The organism is bacterium (assembly GCA_016708025.1).
In the GTDB taxonomy this organism is placed as follows: Bacteria; Zixibacteria; MSB-5A5; order GN15; family FEB-12; genus FEB-12.
On record JADJGQ010000001.1, the window covers coordinates 913,808 to 938,890 of the forward strand.

A 25,083-nucleotide genomic window follows, 5' to 3' on the forward strand; every position below is an offset into this window, starting at 1 on the left:
CGGGAGGCCTTATGATCAATGGCGGCCTTGCCACCATTTTCGTCTCAGATTTCGACCGGGCAGTCAAATTCTATACCGAGACGCTCGAACTCAAGCTGGTTTTCCGCTCGGGTGATTTCTGGGCCGAGATATCCGCCGGCTCGGGTCTGACTATCGGGCTTCACCCAGCCTCTCCATCTGCTGCCGCTCCGGGAACCAACGGCTCGACGGTAGTTGGTATGGAGGTCAAGGAGCCGATCGAACAGGTGGTCGAAAAACTGCGGGAACGGGGAGTGAGGATGTCCGGCGAATTGACCAACGACGACCCGGTCATGATTCAGAATTTTCTCGATCCCGATGGAAACGAAATGTACCTCTTCCAGGTCATGCACGAATAGGACAAATGATGAAACGAGCCATCCTCATATTGCTGATCACAGTTACTTCGGTAGCGGCTCAGGTGACCGACGCACCGTTGCGCGGAGGAACGGGCCGTCGTGTACTCCAGCTTTCCTGGCTGGTCGGTAGCTGGGAACGTCAGCAGAAGAATTCAGTACTGGTTGAACGATGGCACTTGGTGGATGATACCCTGATGTCCGGCGAATCGCTGACCATCAAGGGAATAGATACGACGGTTGCCGAGCGGATGTCGATGCTGGCTCGGGACACCTCAATCTATTTTGTTGCGACTGTTCCGCACAACGATTCCGCCATATATTTCCGGCTGGCTGAGGTCGATTCAGTCGGCTGGCATTTTGAAAATCCGGGTCATGACTTTCCCACCAGAATCTGGTATCGCCAGGTTTCCGCTGATTCGATGTACGCCCGGATTGAAGGAGAGATCAACGGACAAACCAAGGGGATCGATTTCCGATTCCGGAGAGTGGAGAAGTAACAGAGATGCCTGTCAGAGATGTCAAAATCCCGCGCGGATATGATCCCCGCAAGCAGAAGATAGTCGGACTTTTTGCCGGACAATTGGACGACCAGTTGCGACTACTGGAGAAGTCCGTCGAGGGCCTCACGGTACGTCAGCTCGAATGGCAAGCCCACAAGGGGATGAACACAGTCGGCATGCTGCTGGCCCATCTGGCGGTAGTTGATCTTTGGTGGGGCGTGATCGCTCCCAAGGGGATGCAGCCCGAACCGGAAGGGGATGCCGTCAACATGAAGATCATCGGCATACGTATGGATGACGACGGCCTTCCACTGGCCAAGAACGGCAAACATCCGAAATCGCTGGCAGGAAAAACGGCGAAAGAATATTTGGAGATGTTGGCCAAGGCGCGCAAAGCAGTTCACAAAGAACTACGGACCTGGAACGACTCCAAGTTGCCGACTACGTATTTGCGGAAGCGTGGAAAGAAGCGGATCAATATCAGTCATACCTGGACACTGTACCATCTCCTGGAGCATTTCGCCGGCCACTATGGGCAGATCCTTCTATTGAAGCATATGATGCGTACTGCCGGCGTTTTGTCGAGCCCGGCGGACTAAAGAGGCAGGCACAGTCGTTTTTTTGTTGCTTCGATTTCCACAACCTGCTACTATCGCCTCGGCAATGTGAAGTAAAGCAACAGGGAAAACGACGATGCACGACAGTACCGGCGAGATCAAGGTCCCCGATTTTCAGTGGAAATTCGGGACCTGCACCGTGTGCGGCAAGCAATTCCGCCACCTCAAGAAGTCAGCCCCAAAACTCTGTTCCAACGGCGACTGTCGGTATAAATACCAGTACAAGATAGACCGCCACCTATGGGCGGATTACCAGCCGACGCTTTTTGAGTCCTCGGAACCGCGTACGTAGTTCTGGGCCACACTCGATCCACACGTTTCACTGCGCTATTAGCTGATCTGACTGCAATCTCCTGTTAGTCACTCGACCACGACAGTAAGTTCCCCTGGATTGACAAACGAAGGGAAATTACGTCATGCATAAACTCCAACCTCTGTTTTGGATGCTATTCGGCCTGCTGGTTCTGGCATTATCGACAACAACGCAGTCTCAGACGATCGACTCAGCAAAAATCAGTCAGGTACGCCCCTTTGTCGATGCCTCGAATGCCAAGTGGTGTGAGGCCCATCGGATCGGCGACCCCAAACTACTGGCTTCGCTGTTTACGGCGGATGGAGCGCTACTTGGTCGCGACGGCAAGATGTGGCAGGGACACGCCGCTATTGACAGTCTCTTCACCAGACTCTTCAGCAATTTTGGGACTGCCGACATGACGATCACCACACTTGATCTCTGGGTGGTCGATTCGCTCGCGTACGAGTACGGCAGATATACCCAGAAACTGCACAAGCCGCCCGACAGCGACACGACGACCGGGACCGGCATGTATTTCGAGATCTGGAAGCAGATGCCGGACGGTGGGTGGAAGATCTGGCGCGATGCCGGGATCCATCCCGACCGCGGCAAGTGAGTCTGTAATCTGTCTTGCTTGGGTCCACCATTCCGCGTTATACTGCAGCGCAAAGAAGGAGGACGGATGTCCAAAAGAGTTCTGGTGCTGCTGGCGGATGGGTTTGAGGATATCGAGGCAATTGCGCCGATCGATATCCTGACTCGGGCCGGTGTTGAGGTGACCATTGCCTCCCTGGCTCCTGGTCCGGTTAAAGCAGCCTATGGCACGACTATTGTGCCGCATAAGCTCATTGATCACATAGGGGAGACATTGTTCGACGGTATCTTTTTCCCCGGCGGACGGCGTAACGCACAGGCGTTGGCGGCCCATCCCAGAGTCCGAGAGATCACCCTGATGCACTATACGGCGGCGAAGATGATTTCCGCGATTTGCGCGGCTCCGAGTCATGTTTTGGCCGAAGCATGCGACCTGTTGCGGGGGAAACGAGCCACAGGCGACCCAAGTTTCAATGAAAAACTGAGAGCAGGCGGAGCGATCATCACTGATCAGTTGGTGACTGTTGATGGAACTATCGTTACCGGTATGGGCCCCGGCGCGGCAATGCCGTTTGCACTGCAGTTGGCGGAATATCTTGTCGGCAAACAGATGGCCGACGAGTTTGCTACCAAGTGGCGGGTCTCTCGATAGTCGGTCTGGCCGGGAAACCCGCTTGAAAATTATCTTGCACCCCTTGGGGTGGGGCGCTTTCTTCCACCGGAGTATCGCTGTACTTTATTGGCCGACATGCCGATATAGTCGAGGTAGATACCCCCACTCAACAGTGCAGGATAGGATATGTCATTACGGATTTGTTTGTACGAAGATGACGCGTTTGATCGGTTTTTCCCGCTGACCTTGCTTCGGCCGGTTTACCTGCTTCGCGCCGGTATTCTGCCGCTCTTCAAGCGAGCGTTGATGCATTTCCCAGAGGCCCCTCTTACGCTGATCGCCCGCGATCAGGTTACCGCCGCAATGGGAGATCTGGCCGCGGAATATCCTCTCAATATCATCAAGCACGAGGCTGGTGGCGAAGTGCTCTTCCTGAATGGACGTATTCGCTCGTATGGAAATCTGGCCAAGCTGGTTAACGAGTCGCGCATCTCGACCAAGTTTACATACAACGGCGAAGTGGTGGCGGTCTTGTTCAAGAAAGAGCAGCTTGAGTCAGTTCCTCCAGTGGCAACGCAGACAGAATATCTTGCAGCATTCAATCGGGCTGGGGGAGATATTTCTGACTTCGAAACAACCGCGACTCTCTACCAGGGATGGTGGGAGTTGGTGGCCGATATTGAAAGCGCTATTGCCGAGGATGCAGCCTATCTAAAGGCAAGCGCTCCGGTTCAAGCGACACCGAACATTCCGAACGGCGTCTATCTGGTAAACAAGCAGGAGATCCAGTTCGGTTCAAATATCGAACTGCTGCCCGGTTCGGTTCTGGATGCGTCCAAAGGACCGATTGTCCTTGGGGACAATGTCCGCGTGGAGTCGCATGCCGCAGTGATCGGCCCTTGTTATATCGGTTCGGACTCGGTGGTTGTCGCCGGGAAAGTGGTTGCCTCTTCGATCGGATCGACCTGTCGAGTTGGCGGTGAGGTGGAGGAATCGATCTTCCAGTCCTATGTGAACAAGTTCCATGCAGGATTTATTGGACATAGTTACGTCGGCTCCTGGGTCAATTTTGGCGCCATGACAACCAACTCTGATCTCAAGAATAACTACTCGACCATTCGAGTGGCGCAACGCGGTGAAATGGTAGACACCGGCATGATCAAGGTAGGTTCCTGTATCGGAGACCATACCAAGTTTGGCATTGGAACATTGCTCAATACCGGTATTACGATAGGGGTCTGCTGCAATATCTTTGGCGCGGGATTAACCGCCGACAAAGAAGTTGGTTCGTTCCAGTGGGGGAATTCATCTGCGTGGCAGGACTACCAACTGGAGAAGGCAGTGGAAACGGCGGTACGCTCTGCAGGACGACGTAAGGTCACGTTGTCTGACCGGGAGATAACGCTATTGGATGATATTAGCCATCACCGTATCGACGCGCAGGGGAGTCTCAAGTTTTGAAGTCCCGACTGGTTGGTAAGTCGTTATTGACAGATATCTTAATGCTTTGTAGTTTAGACCAAACTCGAGAGTTTACATATGCCTGAACTTCGTAAAGACCCCATTATCGGTCGCTGGGTGATCATCTCCACCGAACGCGGCAAACGACCGACTTCATTCGCCCCGGTTCCCAAGCGGAGCCAGGAGGTGACGCTTTGTCCGTTTTGCCCAGGCAATGAGACCTTCACGCCGCCAGAGATCATGGCATATCGCCTTCCCCAGACATCGCCAAATCGTCCCGGCTGGAATGTCCGAGTCATTTCCAATAAGTACCCGGCGTTGGTGATCGAGGGGAGTCTGAATCGGGCAGCTAAAGGTCTGTATGACCAGATGAATGGGATCGGCGCGCATGAGGTGATCATTGAAACCTCCGATCATGCCCGCGATCTGGTCGACCTGACTGAGAACGAGATCCGCGATGTGCTCTGGGCATTTCGCGAGCGGATGCTTGATCTGATGCGCGATGCGCGCTTCAAGTATATCCTGATCTTCAAGAATCAGGGAGAAGCAGCGGGAGCATCGCTCGAACATGCTCACAGCCAGTTGATCGCGACGCCGATCATCCCAAAACGAGTCACCGAAGAACTGGATGGCGCGCAGCAATATTTCCAATTCAAAGAACGCTGTATTTTCTGCGATATCATCCGCCAGGAGATGCTGGAATACGAACGGGTGGTGCGGGATTACGATTCGTTCATTTCGTTCGAGCCGTTTGCATCGCGGTTCCCTTTCGAAACCTGGATCATCCCCAAAGCGCATCAATCCAGTTTCCTGGAGATGAGCGACAGTGATTATCATTCGCTGGCGGCATCGTTGAAGGACACACTCCTTCGCCTTCGGTTCGCGCTGAATGACCCGGCGTATAATTTCATCCTGCATACTCGACCGACCTCAACTGAATCGCACGAATATTTCCATTGGCATATCGAGATCATGCCGAAAGTGACCAAAATGGCCGGCTTTGAGTGGGGTTCCGGTTTCTATATTAATCCGACTTCTCCGGAGGAAGCGGCGGCGTTCCTTCGCGGTATCGATGTCCACGCTCGCCACGCACACAGGTCCGAGGCTACGGCCGGCGATGTCTAAGCTGCGGATACTGGAAGTCGCTTCTGAAGTCGCTCCCTTTGCCCGTACCGGTGGACTTGGGGATGTACTCGGCTCACTCCCCAAAGCGCTCTCAAAGCAGGGGCATGAAGTCAAAGTCTTCATGCCGAAATTCGGCTCTATCGACAGCAAGCAGTTCTCGCTTCGTCCGCTCGACCGAACACTCAAGGTAAAAGCGTTCGGCGAAGAGATCCCGTTCTCACTAGAGATGCACCACGATGGTCGGCAGAAGGTCGATCACTATTTTGTCGTGCAACCCCAGTACTTTGGGCGGCCATCGTTTTACCTGGACCCGGCAACCGGCAAAGATTATCCCGACAATGATGACCGCTTCAACTTTTTCTGCCGGGCGGTACTGGGCTCACTTGCCACGCTGAACTGGCGACCGGATATCATACATTTGCATGACTGGCAGACCGCGCTCATTCCGGCTTTGCTCAAGTATCCGTTTGCCAATGATAGTTGGGTTGGCCAGGCGAAAACCGTCCTGACCATTCACAACCTCGGTTATCAGGGGACCTTCCCCGCCTCGCGGTTTACACGACTAGAACTTCCCGAAAAGCTGTTTTACGCCATGACTGGACCATTCGAGTTTTTCGGAAAGGTCAATTTCCTCAAGGCAGGGATCATCCTGGCGGATAAATTGACCACGGTCTCAAAGCAATATGCGACCGAGATACAGACAACCGAAGAATACGGGTATGGACTTGAAGGTGTGCTGACCGAGCGGACCAAGGATCTTTCCGGTATCCTTAATGGAGTGGATTACACGATCTGGTCTCCATCGCGGGACAGGCTTCTCCCGTATAAATACACGCTGAGCAACCTGACCGGCAAACGGGAGAACAAAGTCGAGTTGCTGCGATTCGCCAAATTGCCGCTTCGACCGTCCGCCCCGCTGATCGGGATGATCAGTCGTCTGGCCGACCAGAAGGGCTGGGATCTGATCGAGAAGGCTGCGGAAGAGCTCTTTACGCTGAATATCCAAATGATCGTCCTGGGGACTGGTGACAAGAAGTATGTGGATCTGCTCAAGAAGCTGGAAAAGCAGCACCCGGACAAACTTCGGGCATTTATTACATTTGATGATGCGCTGGCGCATCGGATCGAAGCGGCCTCTGACATCTTCCTGATGCCCTCGCGATGGGAACCGTGCGGCCTCAATCAGCTTTATTCACTGAAGTACGGCACAGTGCCGGTGGTTCGCAAAGTCGGCGGATTGGCTGATACCGTGGTTGATTGGGATCCAAAGAAAGAAACAGGCACGGGATTTCTGTTTGAGGAATATGATGCTGACGCGATGCTGACGGCGATTCGACGGGCGGTTGAGCTCTTCTCCCGCAAGCGGACCTGGACCAAACTGGTCAAATCCGGAATGGAGCAGGATTTTTCCTGGGAATCATCGGCGCAATCCTACGGCAGGCTGTTTGAAGCGCTTGCCGCCAAGTGAACGATACGTTACAACCCCAATAGCGAGACAGCGTGAAATTATCCCAGCGGACAATCTCTATCGTTTTACCGGCAATTGCTCTGTTCGGCCTTTTTGCGTGGCAGCTCAACTTCACGCAGGATGACGCCTATATCTCATATCGTTATGTAGCCAACTTTCTGAATGGTCACGGACTGGTCTTCAACATTGGCGAGCAGGTGGAAGGGTACACCAACTTCTTCTGGGTTATCCTGATGTCACTGGCCGGATGGCTGGGAGCCGATTACGTCTTTGTCTCCAAACTCCTTGGAGCACTCTGTGGTGCCGGAACGATTATCGTCAGTTTCCTGATCGCAGAACGGCTGTTTCACAACCGGTCAATTTGGTATGCGGTGATGGCGGTGGCGCTACTTGCCACCAATGGAGCCTTTGCCTACTGGTCACCGGCCGGATTGGAGACTGCGGCATTTTCGCTCGCAGTTGCCCTAGCGGTCTATTGGTATCTGGTCGGGAACTGGATGCTGATCGCAGCGCTGACCTGGGGGGTGCTGCTTCGACCGGAAGGGGCCGTTCTCGCGGCGCTCCTGATCGCGGCCGAATATGTGTCAGAGCGCAAAGTCCCGCGCTTCAGTTTTCTTGCAGGATTCATTGCGTTTTGTCTCTGTCTTCCGTTTGTCGGATTCAAACTATCCTACTACGGATCGATACTGCCGAATCCGTTTTATGCCAAGACCGGCTTTAACGCGACCCAATTCTCCAATGGTGTCGAATACACCTGGCTTTTCCTCAAGCATTATGGATTTCTCGGCATCGGTGTTCTCGTTGCCCTGGCAATGTATCGTTCGCTCAGTACAGAGATCCGTGCTGTGCTGGTGATCCTGGTGGGTTATTTGGCGTATATCCTCCTGGTCGGAGGAGACGTGCTAAAGGTGCATCGCTTTTACCTTCCGTTGTTCGGCCTGAATGCGATCATTCTGGCGGCGGCGCTTCACTCATTACTCAACAAGTTGGCTCTGAAAACACAGCAACTCTTAGTGATCGTTGCTATTGTCCCACTCGTCTTTCTCACCTGGTGGGTGCCCAAGCAGTATGTGCAGGATTACAATCGCCATGAACGGGCATTTGTCTTTCGGATGGGGACCCTGGCCAAACAGTTGCGCGAGAGTGATCCGCGAACTTTCTCGGTCGCAACACCGACAATCGGGATTTTCGGTTATGAACTGCTGGGACACCGGGTGATCGATATGCTTGGGCTGGCGGATTCCACAATCGCTCGATACTCTGATCCGCCTATTGAGGGGATGCAAACGACCTGGAAAGAGTCAAAGCATAACTCAAGTTATCTTCTCACCTGTGCGCCCGATTACGTTGTATTCTCCACTGGGATAAAACCATCGGCACCCGCAGAAAGAGCGTTGGTTCTCTACGATGAGTTTCAGGAATCATACCGCGCGCTGGTCTGGTGGTTTCAGGATGCCGACTATTCGCCGCGCGGGATGTTGAATATCGCTTATAAAAAGATGCGAGATGTGAGAGCTCCGGGGAAACCCTCATTGCCGGTGGAGTTTGCAGAGAAATTGAATCAGGGGCTGGATGCCGGCGGTAGTGATCGTCCGGATGATGCCGTGAAATACCTTAATGAAGCGGCACGAATCGCCGGGGGGTTGGAAAAAGTACGATTTACCGAGCTCCATTGGACACTCGGTCAGGCATATCTGGTGAAACGCGAGAGTGAGCAGGGGATAGCCGTTTTGGAGACCGGGCTGGCGATCGATTCGATGACGCCGGGGATCCACCGTGACCTATACACGGTTGCGGCGTTAATGGAAGATCAGCCGAAAGTCGCTTTGCACCGGGAATGGTTGAAGCAGTTGATACCGTGGTATCTCCCCAGACTCGACTCTATTACCCAGCAACGGCTTGAACGGGCCCGGCAGGGGAGCCAGCAGCCCTGAGCGCGGTCAATTCTTCGAGGAAACCTGTTGACAAGGTTTGTGTCCGGCATATATTGAAAGTCGCCTGAAGTCAACAGACAGGCAGTTCGATAAGCGGGAATAGCTCAGTTGGTAGAGCACCACCTTGCCAAGGTGGACGTCGCGAGTTCGAGTCTCGTTTCCCGCTCTTTTTTTTCGGCGCCATAGCCAAGTGGTAAGGCAGAGGTCTGCAAAACCTTTATTCCCCAGTTCGAATCTGGGTGGCGCCTTATCTTCCCTGGCACTCCCCCTGATCACTCGCTCCAACAGAACAAAGGTCACCTTCGTATATTCTGGTATTCCGTTCGCCATCCGGGGGGGATCTTTTGTTTGTGAATTTGCGTACAAAGTATAGACCATAGAGGTCTCTGTAGGGTGAATCCTTACGGCCAAGTATATGATTGTTGGACAGTGAATTAAAATCTTTCCGGCCCGTGGAAATTCGCTCTTGTGGGACCGACAATATTGCATATATTCTCGCAGAAGATTTGTATCGAAAAAGCTGACCGAGCCAAAAGGAGCATATACCATGGCGATGAAGATCAATGAAGATTGCACGGCATGCGGACTCTGTCTGCCCGAATGCCCGACCAATTCGATTTCTGAGGGTGATATCTATGTGATCGACGAAAGCACCTGCAATGAATGCGATGACCAGGGTGACGGTCCGCATTGCGTCGCGGTCTGCCCGGTCGACGCTATCCATAAGGCATAGATCTAAGCACAGCCTTGCAAAAGCCGCCTTTCGGGCGGCTTTTTTATTGTCAGCAAGAAATGTCGTGGGAGACAATAGAAAGAGGGTGCGACTCTGGTAGGGTAGAGGGGGCTAGGAAACTACCCAGGGACAGCAGAGAAACACCCTCGCACTGATTAAATTAAGCTAAGCTTCTGCCAGATTGTCAAGTACTTAATCTTTCGGCAGGCGGGGCCAAAACTTTAGACAGGAGATAACGGCGCAGATTTTGATGGTTAATATCTGACGATTTTAACCGGAATAGTCAGCAAGAATGGATTGGCGCCCTCGGAGGGGTCTATCCGGAGTCGGAAGCTTGAGTAATATGTCCCTTTGGAGAGGTTCGGAGAGACGGCTACTTCGATCTCAGTTTTTTCACCTTTTGAGACCACCTGTTTCTTCACACTTACAGAGTAGATCGAGTCAGCCTGGTCGATGAAGGTGATTCCAAGTTTACCGGCTCGTGGATTGGATAGAGTCAGAGTCTTTGTCTTATGCGCAGGGAGAAAAAATGCCGATGCCGGCTCAGGTTTTACGCCCAGTAGCCACTGGCCAACGTTACTGATATAATAGTATTCCAATTCCGGAAAGGATGGGTCGGTGGTTGAAATCGTAAATGCCTTGGCGGTTGGTCCAAAGACGTTTTTGGTGTCGAATTCGAGGCGGATACTGGTTGAATCACCCGGCGATACCAGCGTGTCGCCAAACGTCACTTTGGAGCACTCGCATGGGACATTCTTCGTCTTCAGGACAACCGGCTTGGAGGACTGATTCACATACGTGAAAGAGTGAAAGACGAGGAAATCAACGCCCACGGCTCCAAAGTCGACCGTGCGCCTACCATCGGTTTGCGCGGCCTCGATTCCGCAGATTCCAAACAGATAGACGAAGAGGAAGGTGACTAACCCCAAACTCTGTTTATGTAGACGCAAAACCCGTTGGCAATTGATCATGTAGTATCATCCAGTTTGTTGCTTTGAGAAAGCCACCCGTTGTGTGCTTTCTGTCTCAGCAAGTATACCCACAAAGTGCCGGTTCGGACCAACTGATCCATCAGATTTTTGGGAGGCGCGTCCGCAACCGATGTGTGGCCTCATGAGGTTCCCAAAGTAACCAAGAACGAGATTTGGCGCAAGAGCTTACGTAATTGTCGATTCCCCATTTTTACATTGACAGCCGGTGCCTGTGTCTACTAAGATTGCCTGCGACAAGTCACCCTAACAGAAGTCAGGCAGTTCACGTGATTCAAGATAGACAACGGCTATTCGCGGTAGCACTTTTGATGGTGTTGCTGGTGTCGGTACTTGGGATCGGTTGTTCGGAGGAGCGCAAAAGAGAAGCGGCCCGGATCGCCGCCGAGTTGGATGCAAAAGAGCGAGGAGAGGTGCTCCCCCCGGAGACGACCGTTGTCGACACAACGTCCGGAGTTGGTCAGCTCTCAGGATGAAGCCTTGGGTATGCAAACGGCCGGGGAGTCTCTTGCCGTTCCAGACACGGCGGCCCAGATAGAGGCGGCTATTCAGGAAAAGTTGGGACAACAGAGCGAATCGTCTGGTTCCCAAAGTGAGGTCGTCGCGCCTGCTGTTACCCCGCAGTCCATGCCGCCAGTTTTGCACGACGGGTTTACGGTGCAGGTGGAGAGTTCTCCGCTGCAGAGTTATATTGAACAGCAGGTGCAGGTCTTCAAGGATCGTGGCTATGATGCATATATTGGCTCGGTCACCAAGGAAGACAAAACGTATTACCGAGTGAGAGTGGGGAAGTTTGCCGACCGGGCCGAAGCGGTACGCGTCAGTACAGAGATCAATTCGATGTACAATCTGCAGAGTTGGGTAGATCAGGCGAGTTGGTGATAGGCTCGGCACCAGATTATATGAAAACGGCAGGCTGATAGCCTGCCGTTTTTCTGTTCTGTTTGATCGATCCGGCTAGTGCGCTTTTTCTTCCGGCTTCATTTCCGTGTTTTTCAGATACGTATTCAGGAACTGCATCTGCTTTTCATACTCGGGGATGATATTTGACCGCTTGCCGGCGCCATGCCCTTCATCCGCAAAGATCATTGAGTCAACGATTCCGCCGTTTTTGGTGACGGCTTCGATGATCTGGCGGGCTTCGCCGATTGGTACGCGTGGGTCATTAGCGCCATGAATGACCAACAGCGGCGTTTTGATCAAATGCGCCTTGTGGATCGGGGAGATCTCTTTAAGGAATGCAGAGTCGGATAACGGTCCATATTCTGCCTCGCGAAGACCACGCCGATACGCCGCGGTGTTTTGCAGGAAGGTCACGAAGTTGGAGATACCGACCGAGCCGATCGCCGCCGAGAAGAGATCGGGATAGTCAGTGATCATGCCGAAGACGACATAGCCGCCGTACGAACCGCCGCGAATCGCCAGTTTCCCTTGCGCGCTGTAGCCTTTTGAAATGAGCCATTCAGCCGCCGCCTTATAGTCCTGCAGTGAATGTTTGCGGTTTTTGTAATTGTCCAGGTTCAAGTACTCACGCCCATATCCTTCAGATCCTCGCACATTGGGAAGCATCACTCCATAGCCGTTGAGGAGCAGGAACTGGATATTGCGCGTGAAATAGGGTTGTGATTGTCCTTCCGGCCCGCCGTGTGCCTCGATGACAAAGGGGATCGGGGTCCCTTGCTTGTAGGATTTCGGCAGATAGACAAAAGCGGGGATTTCCAGGCCATCAAAACTGGTGTAATGGATCAACTGTGGCTCGGAGAAGAGCTCGCGGTCAATTCCTGCATAGGTGGCGAAAGTGAGTTGGGTCAGTTCGCCTGTTTTCGGGTTCCAGCGCCAGACATCGGTTGTTCTGGTGGGGCCATTAAATGAAAAGACCACGTTGCCGTTCTTGTCAAACCCGCCACCGCTGACTATGCCGTCTAATGGCGGTGTGGAGAGAATCTGGCCGGTTTCAACTTCGCGCAGTCTGATCCGGACATACCCATCTTCGTTGACCAGCGCCATCATATATCGGTAGTCACGCGAGAAGCCGAGAGCGGTCGTTTCCCACCGCGAGTCTATCCAGCCATCCTCGAGGAATTCAGGCTTCCCCTTTCCAACTTTCACTTTGGCAACCCGACTGATCCCCTCTTCATTGTTGTTGGAGAGCCAGTAGATAGTTTGGTTGTCCGGCATCATGGTGGCTGTCTGATAGAGAACATTGCCGGTGTCAGAATTCAGTTTCTGGTACTTGCCGCTCCCCAGTTCCACGAGATAGAGATCATTGGCGACATTTGACCGCAGATTACTGATGATCATTCGGCTGCCGTCCTGTGAGAGGTCGGCTATCCAATTGTACCCACGTATTCCGCCAGTCGTGTCACCAAAGATCTTTTGCGCTACGCCGGTGGTGACATCCATTTTGTAGATGAAGAAGTCTTTGCCATTCTCTTCGGTCGAGTTGTAATAGATCGATCGGTCATCATTGGCCCAGGCGACCGAACCGTATCGTGCAGTGGGGCTGTTGGTCAGAGCAACCAATCTTCCGGTCTCAGTATCCATGAGGAAGAGCTGCGACTGTTCCGACCCGCCAACCGAGGCTCCGACGATTCCCATGTCGCCTCCCCAGGAGAGGGTGAAGAAGTCGATGCCATCTTCAAACATGGTCAACTGGTATGGCCAGCCGCGATCGGTCAGGCGATAGATCTGCGAGGCACCTGATGCTGAAGAGGTGAAGTAGACTGTACTACCGTCCCAGCTTGAAGCTGAGAAGGAATTTGCCCCTATCTGCAAGAAAGTCCCGATATCAGGGATATAGGACCCTTTGAAAAGCAGGGATTGCTCCTTGGTTTTCGTCTGGGAAAAGAGACTGGAGACCAGGCCGAGGAGAATAACCAGGGCGCAAATGAGATGTCGCTGCTTCACTCAAACCTCCTTGATGCGATGAGCTGGGCGTACCGAAAGGTCATCTTGTGCAAATATATAGACGGATTAGCGACGGTAGGCAACTGCAAAAAAAGAGGGCCGGAAATTCATCCGGCCCCTCAAAGTGGCTGTTTTTTCGATAGATCAGACCTCGATAGAGGCCAGGCGACCTGAAATTCGCTGTTCTTCCTCGAAATTGACCCGCCGGTAGAAGTCGCAGGTGTGGCAGGACTGCCCGTAGCAGGGGGAAGTAGCGGGCTTGGAAATCATCCAGCATGCCCTCCCGCCTCCGCGTCCGCCGTTGGTTCCATCGAGTTTCATGCAGGCAGAGACAGGGCACTCGCCCTTTCCGTCTGCCATAAGCCCCCCTCTTTCGTGACCGCAATTCTTGAACTGCCAACAGTTCAGTTTTTGCATCGCACCGGTCCTTCTCACTGCTCGTTCTGCACGACTCTCAGGACGGCAGTATAAGCTCTATCCTGTTCCATACGCTGGAGCTGATCCTGGGTGGCCATCTCCTTGAACTTGTCGTAGCTCTTTTTAACGTTCTTAAGGTCATCATCGCCAAAGTAGCAGAGCATCAGATACTGATAGATGAGCGGATTGCCAGGGTCTTCAGACCGGGCATCCTTAAAGTGCTTGATCGCCTGCTTGTAGTTACCCAGTGCGAAACGGGCTTCGCCAAGGCCGAAATTAGCCTGAGCTGACCGTTTATCGACTTTGAGGATCGCTTCATAGTCGGCAATTGCGGCGATCTCTTCCTGCTTGGCCATATGCAGGCTGGCCCGTCCGAGCAGGGCGGGAACGGAGTTCGGCATCATTTTCACCGCGTTATTGAATGAGGTCATCGCCTGGCCGTAATCGCCATTAACGCGCAGGATCTCCGCCGCCCGGAGGTAATCATCGTGCGCATCGGTGCGTCGAGAGGAGAGCGTGTAGGCTTCGGCTCTCGTCAGATAGGCAGGGGTGTAATTAGGATGCGTTTCAAGGATCGACGAAAGTGTGGTAATTGCATTCTCGACACCGCCTGAACGCAGTGTTGATACGGCTTGATTATATTGGCCTTCCAGTGAAATCACCGCAACATTTTCAGAGGTTGGCGTCAGGCTGACATCCAGGGTGACGATCGCATCCGCGGGGACATTAACGACACCGGAAGCAGTCTGGTAGCCGTCTTTGGAGACGGCGTACGTGCGCTGACCCGCTGAAATGCGGCTGAAGGTCAGGTTGCCGGCACCTACGACGGTGCCATCGATAGTCAGTTTCGCTCCGTCGACGTTGGCCGCAAGGGTTACCTTACCGACAGAGGATTTGTTTGTTTTCGTTGTCGTGGACGGCCGTTGTGCAGTCTCGCTCTGCTGTGCGACTGTCGGACGGTTATCGTCGTATGCCTGGTTGTAGTTCTCTGATGGAGTCGAGGCAACCTGAGGGAGGTCTTCCATGGAGGCGAGTTCTCCGGGGAAGAGGGTCATAGTGGTCAAATCGCCGGCGGTGACGGTCGCGTAGTCGACTTTAATGGTCTGCCCATTGACCAGATATTCGACGCGATGAGTGCCGGGATTAAGACCGCCAATACGGAAGAATCCTTCGCCATTGGCAGTGGTGGATTTGCCAGTCTCGGGGAGGCGAATGACCGCGCCTTCGATGAATGGCTGATGGTTTTCATCCAGCGTGACACCAACTATCTCGCCTTGTCCGTTGTGCGTGTCGCGGACTAACATCGGAACGAGGATAGCGAGCAACACGACGAACGCCGCGGCCGCCACGATACCGTACGTCTTGGTATCGAGTCGCTTCTTGCGGAGGAGGTACGGACGATCATTGATGATGATCTCATCATTTTCGTTTAAGTCAACTTCGCCATGGATCTGAATGTAGTTTTTCATGAAATAGGCGAGACCGCGGCCCCGTTTGGAGACGGCTGGCTTGCCGAGATCAACCGGCTTACCGGTGATCGGGTCCTGCGGTTTTGGAGCAGTGCCGGTACCCATTTTCTTGAGTAGGGCCTGCTTTTCATTTTCAGACAGATATGAGCCGCTGTTGTACAGCTTCTTCTCAATAGACTGTACTTCTTTTTCAGAGAGGCGGCGGATCTGCTGTGATTCGGTTAGATCGGTTTCGGCTTGTTTTGCGACAATTGAGGATTCAACCGGGGGAGGAGTAACAGAACTGGTCGGCTGTTCTTCTTCCTGACGTTCGAGCCATTCAGCGCTCGACTGTACTCCCAGCGTATCCTTAGCGGGTCGACCAGCATAACTGGTGGCATCGTCATCTTTTTCTTTACTGTCGTTCGCCTCGGAGACGGTGAACTCCAGGGCATCGTCATCATTGGGTGTGGCTTTCAGAGACACGCCGCAATGTTCACAGAATTCCGTGCTTTCAAACAGGATTTCCGTCTTGCAGTTTGGGCATCGCTTCAAAGGAAAGTCCCCGTGTTAGCTGGTTATCGCTTTTCTGTAATTATCGACTGCCGAGGAGATTTCTTTAAATACCCTTTGATGTCCAACCGTCTATGCTGCAAGCGCAAACCGCCAAATAATACCCTTGACACTCGCGCGACGCGGGTGTTATACTGGCGGTTCAATTTGACGCATGTTAGTTCAACACATCCGGTTCGCCCCCGGAGGAGGAAGAGATAAATGCTAAGGCGAATTAAGTTCTTGCCTGTATTGCTCTTAGCTGCTTTTGTCGTCGTTATGGCGGCGGGCTGCTCTCAGGATGAGGATGTCGTCAGTCCGGTTTCCACGACCGAACTTACCCTGTCGGCTCTTCGTTTACCGATTCCGCCGCCTGGCATGATATATGAACTGTGGGCTGCCAGCTCCGATGATACCATTTCACTCGGAAAGTTCTCGTATGATCCGACGTTGCAGACCTTTCTGGATGCCAACGGCGATCCGCGCGAGAATGTCTTTCAGCTTGGCGGCGATGTATTCGATTACAATTCGCTGTTTGTATCAGTCGAAGTCGACCCCGACGATGACCTGGATGCACACGGTCCGATCATGTTGATCGACGCTGTCAGCGATCCGGCGAATTCCCCGTTCCAATTGGTCTTTCCGCTTTCAGATTCGCTCTGGGAAGGGTATGCGAGACTGAATATGGAAGGGGTCTCCGACCGCGATCGTAACCAGAATGACGGGAATGGTCTCTGGTTCAGTCGCTACTCGACGATTTTGTTCCAAGTCCCTGATACGTTTGCCGTCACGATTGATACGGTCGACAGTGTTGACTCAGTCGGTACGCAGCCGATCAACTTCATTATCGGGATCGAGGACATTGAAACGACAATCGTCTTTGTCGAGCAGGATACTGCCCTTTGGAGAAAAGGGATGGTCTGGTTGGGTGCGCAGCCGCTGCGCCATTATGGGCTTAGTTACACGTTCGTAACACAGTGGGATTCGACGCCGCCGTTCTCTGCTCGGGCGCTGAAGCCGACCTTTACGACCGGTGCCCGTTCGGACCGCGTTGATTACTTCACGCAGGATTACGATGCTCTTCCCGACTATACCGAATGGGGTTGGAAATACAAGGGTTGGATGGTGCTTCCGCACTACAACTCAGTGGCGATGACGACTAAGTGGCGGATGACGCCGCCGGCGTGGCGCTATAAATCAGACAACTTCAATTGGCTACCCGGTGATACCGGCGTGCTGTTCACAACGGGAACGTTTGCCAGAATCGACACGACCGACGACAGCAATCCGTACAAACTGGATGGACCAATTCCGCCATACCCGGGTGAGGATTTCCTGAATTCGACAGCTCTCCAGGCTGCCTTCGGGATCAATAGCATTGAGATCATGCCGTTTGGATTTGGGAATGAAGGAACGATATTCATCTCCCTTGAGCCTGAGAACAGGCTCACCGACACTACCAATTTCCCGTTGATCCTGATGACGAAAACGTTGCCTTTCAGCCGCGATTCGATCGTTGCCGGAACGGTGCAACTGGGGATGCAGAACCGGAGCAGTACACTGGATAACGATCCGTTGGCGCCCGGATTCCCGCAGATTGACGTAGCGATCAAGCGATTCTAGTTTAGTATCACATTCGCTAAGTAATGAAGTAGAGCCTGTCCTCAGACAGGCTCTTTTTATGTTCGGCAAATTGGTCGTTGATGGTTGGGGGGGAGGCATTTAGGCTGCAACTTTGTTGCACAATACCGGCAGTAGTTCTGACGGCCGTGCCCCGGCACCACTCCCGGAAAGTACGATATTTCATTGCATAATCCGGTACGGGGTCGTATATTTTATCCACATCGGCCAGCGGCACAGCGCTTGCTTGGTTCTAATTCGTGAGAATGCGTCTATCATTCCCTTATTCGTAAACTCGTCACTTGAAATAAGGGAGTGGTGAGCGCTGGTTCGCCAGCCACCTGACGTTAGAGTCGGGCATCCCCCCTCCACCACTCCCTCTTTTTTCTTACAGCCAAGCAGATACTCCGAGTTCCGTCACTGTTCCCCGCTCTTCCAAGGAGCAGGGTAAACCTTTGCCTCAATCTGTCGATATCTCCCCAAGTATGTGGTTTTTCCCAAGACCTAATCTTCGGTCGGCTAAGAGCGATGATATCGTGATGCGTACCGGGTTTCTGGCGCGTCTCGGTCATTTGATCGTTCTACAAGCGATCTTCGTCTTTGCGGCGATCGCCCTGGTGCTTTTCTATCCGGGGCCAAACAAGACTTCGTCCGAAGATGCAGGGCCGTTCCACGCGACCGTACAAGACCTCGGCCAACGCCTATTGGAAAACTACCTTCAGGATCCCAATCTTTCTGACCAGCGCGCGACTGGTACATTGAGAGATGAAATCCAGCTCAGCGGTGAAGGGATCGTCTCGGCCGCTCTGTTTATGGTCAAGGGGGATGGCACTGTCGAATGTCTCAATGCACTCGGTCCGCAAATGCCGACCTCGAGTGCCAGTGATCTGACCGAGGGGGTCAGCACGATCCGCCAGGATCTGATCAGGCACGTTGCCGCCGAAGCCCCCGGATTCTTTCTTTCAAGCATCATCAATGATGAACAGAAGAATGTCTATTACCGCCCGCTGGGAAGCGATATCCCAGCCGTGCTGGTTGCCACAATTAATCATGACCTTTTGATCTCCAGTCGGTCGGAACTACAGTATGCGCTGATCATGCTCTTTCTGGTCTCGGTGCTGCTGTCACTCATGACCATTTATCTCATCTGGAAGCGATTCCGCCAACCGTTGGTGCACTTGATCCGACGCTTGGAGAAGACGGCTGATGGCGAGGTCTATTACCAGTTGGAGACGGAGGGGGATATCGAGTTGAACGTGTTGAGCAACACCTTCAATCGTTTGACGAAAACCCTCTGGTCGAATCAGCAGGAGATGAAATCGTACAACAATCGCCTCAGGGAGATCAATGCTTCGCTTTTGCAGTCGCGTCTCTTCCTGGCGACCCTGATCGACAGCTCGCCTTCGGCGATAGTAGTGACATCACGCGACGGCCAGATAATCATCTTCAACCGGGAAGCGTGCAAAGTATTTGGCTACAGTTCAGATGATGCGGTGGGAAGAAACGTCTCCGAGTTATTTAAACAGCCGATCAATAAGAAGCTCTCGGATGAAGATGATAAGCCGGGTTTTGAGGCGATCAGCCTTCGCGCAGATGGTTCTGCGTTTCCGGTATGGGTGACGATGACACCGACCCGATCCGATGAAGGGGATGTCTGGGCATTCGTTTATATTCTGCACGATATTACTGAGTCGACTAGTTTTCAGGAGATGATGATCCGCCTTGATCGATATTCCACCCGCGGCGAAATGGCGGGCGATATCGCTCACGAGATCAACAACTACCTGGCGGTGCTGTCGGGCAATCTCGAACTGCTCCCTATCATCCTGAAGAAGGGGGATCCCGAGAAGATCGAGAAGAAGCTCGAACTAATGCGGAATACCGTTGATCGAGTGGCCCGCTTCGCCGACGGACTCATGGATACCAATCGAGACGAAGCGACGCCAGAACCGACCAGCCTTAACCAGGTGGTTGAAAACGTGCTGGCATTCCTTAAGCCACAGAACAAGTTTGATGCGGTCGAATTCACGACCATACTCTCGTCCGAACTGCAGGTGATAGCAGTTGATCCGGGACAGGTTCAGCAGCTTCTGGTCAATCTGGTTAACAACGCGACTGATGCCGCTATTGCGATCGGGGTTAAGCCGGACATCAGAATTGCTACCAGCTGTACTCTAATAGAAGGTAATCGCTACGCCCAGGTGTCGGTGGCCGATAATGGCAGTGGCGTACCTGAAGAAAAGGTGGAGGCACTGTTTACGCGCCGGTTCACGACCAAGCGCAAGGGACACGGCATTGGCCTGGTCACCTGTAAGCGGATCATGGATGCCCACCAGGGGAAGATCGAGTATCACTTTGTCGATGGCGCCATTTTTACCTGTAGTTTCCCATATGAACGGACGGCTGTAGTGGAACAAGAAGTCTCGCCTGTTCAGCCGACCTCCGAGTTGGTTCGCGCGTAACTTTATCTTGCCGCTCTCCTAAGGTCACCGTACTTTTCCCACATGCGAGCAAAGCGGGAAGACCAATCCCCCCTTGATCAACGAACCGTTGCCCTGATCATTGTCGCCATAGCATTGGCGGTACTGGTCTTTACGTGGGTTGGGATCAGCCAGAGCCGCAAAGACAGTTTTCAGCTTCTGGTGCGTCAGGGCGTCGCTTTCACAACCGCTTTGGCCGAAGCCTCACAAAATGCCATTGATGCCGAGCGATTCTATGATCGACTGATGCAACGTCGATACGCCGATCTGGTCACGACTCTTCTTGGCAACCGCCAATCCGTTTCCAACCAACAATTATATCAATTTGCCAGAGATCACGACCTGCTGGGAGTCTGGTTGTTCGAGCGCGACTCCAGTGGGGTGATTCGTTCTGAGGCCGGCTCCGCCCGGATCAATCTGCCGGAATTCGTTCGTTTTGAGGCCGATACGCTGGGGCTTTCCAATGCACCCCAGTTCATTCAGTTGATCGATGAGCAGGAGGAATCGGGTGAGGTTGCACTCTACTACCTGCAACTGACTGACAGTCTCAACCGCGTGATCATATTGGCGGCGGATGGCCGCGCGTACCAGTCTGCGTTGCAGCAGACCGGGATCGGCTTTCTCTCGCAGCGCATGGCGCGCGAAGAGGGGGTCGAGTATATCATTTACCAGTCAACTGAGGGGATTATCTTTGCCTCCCGCAAGCCGGGCGAACTGCTGGCTATCGAGTCTGATCCATTCCTGCAGGAAGCATTGAAGAGCGACACGACGGTCAATCGGATATTCGAATTCCAGGGAGAAGATGTCCTGGAACTGGTGCACCCATTCTCAACGGTCGACTATCCTCAGGGTGTATATCGGGTTGGTCTGTCGCTGCGCGGCTACAATGCAGTCTCGAGAGGTTTCGACTGGCAAATGATCGTTCTGTCGATTCTCCTTTTTGGCTTGGTGATTACCGCAGTCCTATATCTCAACAGCCACCGGAAGCGGAGAGAGATATCCCGGGAGTACTCTCAGATAAAGTCAGTGACTGAGCGAATATTCGAGCAGATGGAGACCGGAGTGGCGGTTGTTTCATCTGATGGCGTCGTGCAGTTCGCCAATGCGGCATTTGGACGAGCTATCGGGAAGCCGGAGATCACGGGAAAAGGGTGGCGTGAGGCCGCCGGCGCTGTCGATACACGCTTGCGTGATCTGATCGATGCCGGCGAATCGAAGGGGGAGACCGAGATCGTTCTCCGATCAGGATCTGAAAATCGTTATCTCCTCTTTGGATGGTCCCGAGTGGATTTCGAGCAATCAGGTAAGGCGGCAACTGTCTTTGTAGTCTACGACATCAGTCGAATGCGCCAGATTGAACAGGATGCGGCGCGGAGGGAACGTCTTTCAGAGATGGGGAATCTGGCGGCCGGGGTTGCGCATGAAATTCGGAATCCGCTTAATACAATCTCTATCGCGGCACAACGGCTGGCCTCGGAGTTCACGCCGACCGAGCGGTCGGACGAGTTTGCCCAGTTCACGCAATCGATCCGTACGGAAACCAAGCGCCTGAATGACATCATCACCCGGTTCCTGGCGCTGGCGAGGGAAGATCAGAAGCGCCGCCAGCGTGTCGAGCTCGGTCATTTGATCGAACAGAGCATGGCGTTGGCGATGGTCGAAGCGCCGCAGTTGGGCATCCGGCTCTTGATGGAAATCGAGTCGGGGCTTGAGATCGAGACTGACCCCGATGGAATGAAGCAGGTCTTTGTCAATCTGTTCAACAATGCAAAAGAGGCGGCCGCTGGGAGGCCGATTGATGTCCTCATCGAAGCTCATCGCGAAAATGCGCAGGCGATTATCTCATTCTCGGACACCGGGCCCGGCATTCCGGCTAATGTAAGAGACAAGATATTTACTCCTTATTTCACTACCAAAGAGGCCGGAACGGGACTTGGATTGCCGACTGTCCATAAGATCATCACCGGACTTGGCGGCACCATAGTGACGGGCGATTCGACAACGGGTGCGCGCTTCGTCATAACTTTGCCTCTCCACTAGCCAAAGAAAAAGGCGGTCCTGCGACCGCCTTCTCTCAATCAACAATTGATACTCAGCTTTCTCAGCCTTTGGCTTTCGCCACCTGGGCTTTGAGCCAATCGGTTCCGACCGATTTCGGACGGGTGATCGGCGTGCCGAGTGCACGGTTCAACACCAACTGCGCCAGCATGCCCATGGCACGCGAGACGGAGAAGAGAACCGTATAGTAGTCGAATTCCTTCAGGTCATAATACCAGAGGAGCGAGCCGGAGGCGGCGTCGACATTCGGCCACGGATCTTTCGCCTTACCATGCTCTTTGAGCACTTTCGGGACGATCTTGAAAACGCGATCGACAGTCTGGAAGACCGGATCGTTCGGCATATGCTTGTTGCCAAAATCGCGGAAAGCATCAAAGCGCGGATCGGTGATACGGAGAACGGCATGACCGTAACCCGGGACGACCTGTCCACCCTTGAGAGTTTCCCACGCGTACTTTTCGAGTTCTTCTTCGGTCGGGACGCCCTTGAATTTCTTGATAGTCTCAAGCACCCAGCCGAGGCATTCCTGATTCGCCAGACCGTGCAGGGGGCCGGCCAGTCCGTTCAGACCAGCGGAGACCGAATAGTACGGATCAGACAGAGCCGAGCCTACCGTATGGCAGGTATTGGCGGAGACGTTTCCACCTTCGTGATCTGAGTGGAGCACGAGGTAGAGGCGCATCATGTCATAGACTTCTTCAGCCGCGATCTTCGGAGCGCCCTTTTTTGCTTTCGGCTTGTCGATGCCGAGCATGTGGCAGTAGTCCGCACCCCAGTCAAGTTTCGGGCTCGGTTTGATGATCGGACCCTTCTTGTATTTGATGCGATAGACACCGGCGGCGATACTGTGGATCGTTCCGAGAATGCGCATGGCGTCATCCAGCGTCGGCTCCCAGTATTCAGACTTGTTCATACCTTTGGAATAGCGTTTGCGGAAGATCGACTCATTCTCCATGGCGAGAATAGCGGTATCAAGCATCGCCATCGGATGCGAGGTCTTCGGCATCGCTTTGAGCACTTTCCAGACGTAGTCCGGAACTTTACTGTTCTTCTTCAGCTCTTTCTGGAAACCAACCAGTTCTTCCTTGGTCGGCATTTCACCGGTAAGAAGCAGCCAGAAGATCTCTTCGGGGAGTTTCTCGGTGAGATCTTTGATCGGGATGCCGCGGATGACCAGACCAGTATCCGGTTCGACCAACGAGGTATCACAGACCATACCTTTGATCCCGCGCATGCCGCCGATCGCTTGTTCCACCGTCACCTGCGAGATGACGACATCGCGACCGTCTTTCATGATCTGCGCGCGTTCTTCACGAAGCTTGGGAATCTGTTCGGCCATTCTCTGTTTTAGTGTCTTGGCCATCGAAGTACTCCTTTGTTTATGAGTCGGCGAATAGCTCTCTTACATTCTAATGTGTGAATTGTTTCACATTACCGCAGAAAGTAGTATTACTTGGTTCGGTTTGTCAAGCAACGAACTTGTGAAGATGGGTAGATTTGCCAATTTTTAGTCGGGGAGCAGCTTGCCCGGATTCAGGGCGCCATTCGGGTCAAAGATATGCTTGATCTGTCTCATCGCCGAAATGGTGGCCGGGGGGAATTCAAGGGGTAGGTATTGCCTCTTGGCCAGTCCAATGCCGTGTTCGCCCGTCAGCGTCCCACCCAAAGCAATGGTCTTTTTCATGAGGGTGAGAATCCCCTCTTCGATCAAAGCTCTGTCAGCCTCCGAGCCGGTTGAGGAGAGGAAATTGACATGCAGGTTGCCATCGCCAGCATGACCGAAAGAGTTGATGCGGAGCGGGCTTGCGGCGTTCATTTCCGCCACAAAGTCAACCAGTACAGGGAATTGGCTGTTGGGAACGGCAACATCCTCAGAGATGCGCAGCGCTGCTGATTCTCTGATAGCCTTGGAGAGATTTCTTCTCACCGCCCAGAGCGTCTCTGCCTTTGCAGCATCAGTCTCTGCACGGAGATAGGAGCAGCCATTCCTGGAACATATATCACGAATTTGTGCGGTTTCTTTCTGGGGATCTATACCGGTGGTTTCAATCAGGAGGATAGCTGCAACGTCATCTAAGCCATCATGCTTTTCATATTGATTGGAGCAGGCGGCAGCATCGCCGTCGAGAAATTCCAGCACTGTAGGGATGATTCCCTCAGCCGTGATATCTGAAACAGTCTTAGCCGCTTTGGTTGGGTGTGGAAAAGCGACCAGGATGGTGGCCCCACGAGTCGGGATAGGGATGAGGCGGAGGGCAATCTCGGTGATGATTGCCAGAGTCCCCTCAGATGCCACCAGCAGCTCTCCTAGGCCACCGAAGCCTGATTGTTGACCGAGAATACCTGTTTTCAAGAGTGAACCGTCGGCCAGGACTGCTTCGAGCCCAAGGACGTAATCCTTGGTGACGCCAAAGCGTCGACACCGAAGTCCACCGGCGCCTTCTGCCACGTTGCCGCCAAGTGTAGACTCCAAATAGCTGGCGGGGTCAGGCGGATAAGTCAATCCAATCTTGGCGGCTTCGTCCTGCAGGGTCTTGGTGATTACACCCGGACCCACGAACGCCGAGAAAGTGGCAGTATTAATGCGCTGGTGTGCAATAAGTTCAGTTGATATGACTAAACTATTACTTGAAGGTACGCAACCACCTGAAAGGCCGGTCCCGCCGCCTCTTGGGACAACGGGGATGCTGTGCTGAGAGCAGAAGCGGACTGCCGCCTGAACATCCTCGCGGACCCGCGCCATCAGAATAGCAGAGGGTTTCCCGCTGTAATTGGTGGCATCTTTGAAATACTTTTCGTGAGTATAGTCGGGTTCGATTATGAGCGAATCCGGGAATGAGAGTTGTTCGCGAAGAAGTTCAAAAGGGGACGGAGGCATTGGAGTGAGACTCGATC

At 53.3% G+C, this 25,083-nt stretch carries 22 protein-coding genes and 2 tRNA genes; 18 read left to right on the top strand and 6 right to left on the bottom strand.

Annotation, left to right across the window (positions count from 1 at the left end; genetic code table 11):
- The first annotated feature begins 11 nt into the window (after positions 1-11).
- The 13 genes from IPH75_04040 to IPH75_04100 all read left to right on the top strand — a co-directional run bounded on the left by IPH75_04040 (position 12) and on the right by IPH75_04100 (position 9,717).
- The gene (locus tag IPH75_04040) at positions 12-377 is read left to right on the top strand and encodes a VOC family protein (protein ID MBK7141235.1); all 366 of its coding nucleotides are present in this window, start codon (positions 12-14) and stop codon (positions 375-377) included.
- Between the two features lie 5 nt (positions 378-382).
- Complete coding sequence (locus IPH75_04045; GenBank protein MBK7141236.1) at positions 383-874, top strand: hypothetical protein; 492 nt, start codon at positions 383-385, stop codon at positions 872-874.
- Positions 875-879: 5 nt separating this feature from the next.
- Entirely contained in the window at positions 880-1,476 is a 597-nt protein-coding gene (locus tag IPH75_04050; protein ID MBK7141237.1) for a DinB family protein, read from the top strand.
- 94 nt (positions 1,477-1,570) lie between these two features.
- The gene (locus IPH75_04055; protein ID MBK7141238.1) at positions 1,571-1,786 is read left to right on the top strand and encodes a hypothetical protein; all 216 of its coding nucleotides are present in this window, start codon (positions 1,571-1,573) and stop codon (positions 1,784-1,786) included.
- A gap of 124 nt (positions 1,787-1,910) precedes the next feature.
- On the top strand, positions 1,911-2,405 hold the full coding sequence (locus IPH75_04060; GenBank protein ID MBK7141239.1) for a nuclear transport factor 2 family protein: 495 nt from the start codon (positions 1,911-1,913) through the stop codon (positions 2,403-2,405).
- A gap of 66 nt (positions 2,406-2,471) precedes the next feature.
- Positions 2,472-3,035 carry a DJ-1/PfpI family protein gene (locus IPH75_04065; GenBank protein MBK7141240.1) on the top strand — a complete coding sequence of 188 codons (564 nt, stop codon included), beginning with the start codon at positions 2,472-2,474 and terminating at the stop codon, positions 3,033-3,035.
- Between the two features lie 147 nt (positions 3,036-3,182).
- Positions 3,183-4,457 (top strand): hypothetical protein, encoded by a 1,275-nt coding sequence (locus IPH75_04070; protein MBK7141241.1) that lies wholly within the window; start codon positions 3,183-3,185, stop codon positions 4,455-4,457.
- Between the two features lie 78 nt (positions 4,458-4,535).
- Positions 4,536-5,582: a galactose-1-phosphate uridylyltransferase gene (gene galT, locus IPH75_04075; GenBank protein ID MBK7141242.1), complete on the top strand. Its 1,047-nt coding sequence runs from the start codon at positions 4,536-4,538 to the stop codon at positions 5,580-5,582.
- A 1-nt stretch (position 5,583) separates the two neighbouring features.
- On the top strand, positions 5,584-7,050 hold the full coding sequence (glgA, locus tag IPH75_04080; GenBank protein MBK7141243.1) for a glycogen synthase GlgA: 1,467 nt from the start codon (positions 5,584-5,586) through the stop codon (positions 7,048-7,050).
- Positions 7,051-7,082: 32 nt separating this feature from the next.
- A complete protein-coding gene (locus tag IPH75_04085) occupies positions 7,083-8,984 on the top strand; it encodes a hypothetical protein (protein ID MBK7141244.1) in 1,902 nt (633 codons plus the stop codon).
- Between the two features lie 93 nt (positions 8,985-9,077).
- Positions 9,078-9,150, top strand: a tRNA-Gly gene (locus IPH75_04090).
- Between the two features lie 10 nt (positions 9,151-9,160).
- Positions 9,161-9,232: transfer RNA gene (locus tag IPH75_04095), tRNA-Cys, on the top strand.
- Positions 9,233-9,531: 299 nt separating this feature from the next.
- Positions 9,532-9,717 (top strand): 4Fe-4S binding protein, encoded by a 186-nt coding sequence (locus IPH75_04100; GenBank protein MBK7141245.1) that lies wholly within the window; start codon positions 9,532-9,534, stop codon positions 9,715-9,717.
- Between the two features lie 254 nt (positions 9,718-9,971).
- Here IPH75_04100 and IPH75_04105 read toward each other — a convergent pair whose 3' ends face one another.
- Positions 9,972-10,646: a DUF1573 domain-containing protein gene (locus IPH75_04105; GenBank protein ID MBK7141246.1), complete on the bottom strand. Its 675-nt coding sequence runs from the start codon at positions 10,644-10,646 to the stop codon at positions 9,972-9,974.
- Between the two features lie 329 nt (positions 10,647-10,975).
- Between IPH75_04105 and IPH75_04110 the strand changes: the two genes are divergently transcribed.
- Complete coding sequence (locus IPH75_04110) at positions 10,976-11,182, top strand: hypothetical protein (protein MBK7141247.1); 207 nt, start codon at positions 10,976-10,978, stop codon at positions 11,180-11,182.
- Positions 11,183-11,186: 4 nt separating this feature from the next.
- Positions 11,187-11,588 (top strand): SPOR domain-containing protein, encoded by a 402-nt coding sequence (locus tag IPH75_04115; protein MBK7141248.1) that lies wholly within the window; start codon positions 11,187-11,189, stop codon positions 11,586-11,588.
- Between the two features lie 75 nt (positions 11,589-11,663).
- Here IPH75_04115 and IPH75_04120 read toward each other — a convergent pair whose 3' ends face one another.
- From IPH75_04120 to IPH75_04130, 3 genes are all read right to left on the bottom strand, one after another.
- Entirely contained in the window at positions 11,664-13,613 is a 1,950-nt protein-coding gene (locus IPH75_04120; GenBank protein MBK7141249.1) for a S9 family peptidase, read from the bottom strand.
- A 144-nt stretch (positions 13,614-13,757) separates the two neighbouring features.
- Positions 13,758-14,030, bottom strand: coding sequence for a hypothetical protein (locus IPH75_04125; protein ID MBK7141250.1), 273 nt, complete (start codon positions 14,028-14,030; stop codon positions 13,758-13,760).
- Between the two features lie 14 nt (positions 14,031-14,044).
- Positions 14,045-15,964, bottom strand: coding sequence for a tetratricopeptide repeat protein (locus IPH75_04130; protein MBK7141251.1), 1,920 nt, complete (start codon positions 15,962-15,964; stop codon positions 14,045-14,047).
- A gap of 288 nt (positions 15,965-16,252) precedes the next feature.
- On the opposite strand from IPH75_04130, the gene IPH75_04135 reads away from it, so the two are divergent.
- The 3 genes from IPH75_04135 (at position 16,253) to IPH75_04145 (ending at position 22,170) form a co-directional block, all read left to right on the top strand.
- Positions 16,253-17,653: an anti-sigma factor gene (locus IPH75_04135; GenBank protein ID MBK7141252.1), complete on the top strand. Its 1,401-nt coding sequence runs from the start codon at positions 16,253-16,255 to the stop codon at positions 17,651-17,653.
- A 536-nt stretch (positions 17,654-18,189) separates the two neighbouring features.
- Positions 18,190-20,112, top strand: a complete 1,923-nt coding sequence (locus tag IPH75_04140; protein ID MBK7141253.1) for a PAS domain S-box protein — start codon at positions 18,190-18,192, stop codon at positions 20,110-20,112.
- Between the two features lie 42 nt (positions 20,113-20,154).
- Positions 20,155-22,170 (top strand): PAS domain-containing protein, encoded by a 2,016-nt coding sequence (locus IPH75_04145; GenBank protein ID MBK7141254.1) that lies wholly within the window; start codon positions 20,155-20,157, stop codon positions 22,168-22,170.
- A 61-nt stretch (positions 22,171-22,231) separates the two neighbouring features.
- Here the strand turns inward: IPH75_04145 and IPH75_04150 are convergent, their stop codons facing one another.
- The gene (locus tag IPH75_04150) at positions 22,232-23,551 is read right to left on the bottom strand and encodes a citrate (Si)-synthase (protein ID MBK7141255.1); all 1,320 of its coding nucleotides are present in this window, start codon (positions 23,549-23,551) and stop codon (positions 22,232-22,234) included.
- Between the two features lie 144 nt (positions 23,552-23,695).
- Positions 23,696-25,066, bottom strand: a complete 1,371-nt coding sequence (locus IPH75_04155; GenBank protein ID MBK7141256.1) for an FAD-binding protein — start codon at positions 25,064-25,066, stop codon at positions 23,696-23,698.
- Between the last annotated feature and the right edge of the window lie 17 nt (positions 25,067-25,083).

Excerpts from the sequence above, each read along its gene's own strand:
- IPH75_04060 (MBK7141239.1), top strand. The coding sequence starts at position 1,911 with ATGCATAAACTCCAACCTCTGTTTTGGATGCTATTCGGCCTGCTGGTT.
- IPH75_04125 (MBK7141250.1), bottom strand. The coding sequence starts at position 14,030 with ATGCAAAAACTGAACTGTTGGCAGTTCAAGAATTGCGGTCACGAAAGA.
- IPH75_04100 (MBK7141245.1), top strand. The coding sequence starts at position 9,532 with ATGGCGATGAAGATCAATGAAGATTGCACGGCATGCGGACTCTGTCTG.
- IPH75_04040 (MBK7141235.1), top strand. The coding sequence starts at position 12 with ATGATCAATGGCGGCCTTGCCACCATTTTCGTCTCAGATTTCGACCGG.
- IPH75_04145 (MBK7141254.1), top strand. The coding sequence starts at position 20,155 with ATGCGAGCAAAGCGGGAAGACCAATCCCCCCTTGATCAACGAACCGTT.
- IPH75_04055 (MBK7141238.1), top strand. The coding sequence starts at position 1,571 with ATGCACGACAGTACCGGCGAGATCAAGGTCCCCGATTTTCAGTGGAAA.
- IPH75_04050 (MBK7141237.1), top strand. The coding sequence starts at position 880 with ATGCCTGTCAGAGATGTCAAAATCCCGCGCGGATATGATCCCCGCAAG.
- IPH75_04155 (MBK7141256.1), bottom strand. The coding sequence starts at position 25,066 with ATGCCTCCGTCCCCTTTTGAACTTCTTCGCGAACAACTCTCATTCCCG.
- IPH75_04045 (MBK7141236.1), top strand. The coding sequence starts at position 383 with ATGATGAAACGAGCCATCCTCATATTGCTGATCACAGTTACTTCGGTA.
- IPH75_04140 (MBK7141253.1), top strand. The coding sequence starts at position 18,190 with ATGCGTACCGGGTTTCTGGCGCGTCTCGGTCATTTGATCGTTCTACAA.
- IPH75_04065 (MBK7141240.1), top strand. The coding sequence starts at position 2,472 with ATGTCCAAAAGAGTTCTGGTGCTGCTGGCGGATGGGTTTGAGGATATC.
- IPH75_04150 (MBK7141255.1), bottom strand. The coding sequence starts at position 23,551 with ATGGCCAAGACACTAAAACAGAGAATGGCCGAACAGATTCCCAAGCTT.
- IPH75_04070 (MBK7141241.1), top strand. The coding sequence starts at position 3,183 with ATGTCATTACGGATTTGTTTGTACGAAGATGACGCGTTTGATCGGTTT.
- IPH75_04135 (MBK7141252.1), top strand. The coding sequence starts at position 16,253 with ATGCTAAGGCGAATTAAGTTCTTGCCTGTATTGCTCTTAGCTGCTTTT.
- galT (MBK7141242.1), top strand. The coding sequence starts at position 4,536 with ATGCCTGAACTTCGTAAAGACCCCATTATCGGTCGCTGGGTGATCATC.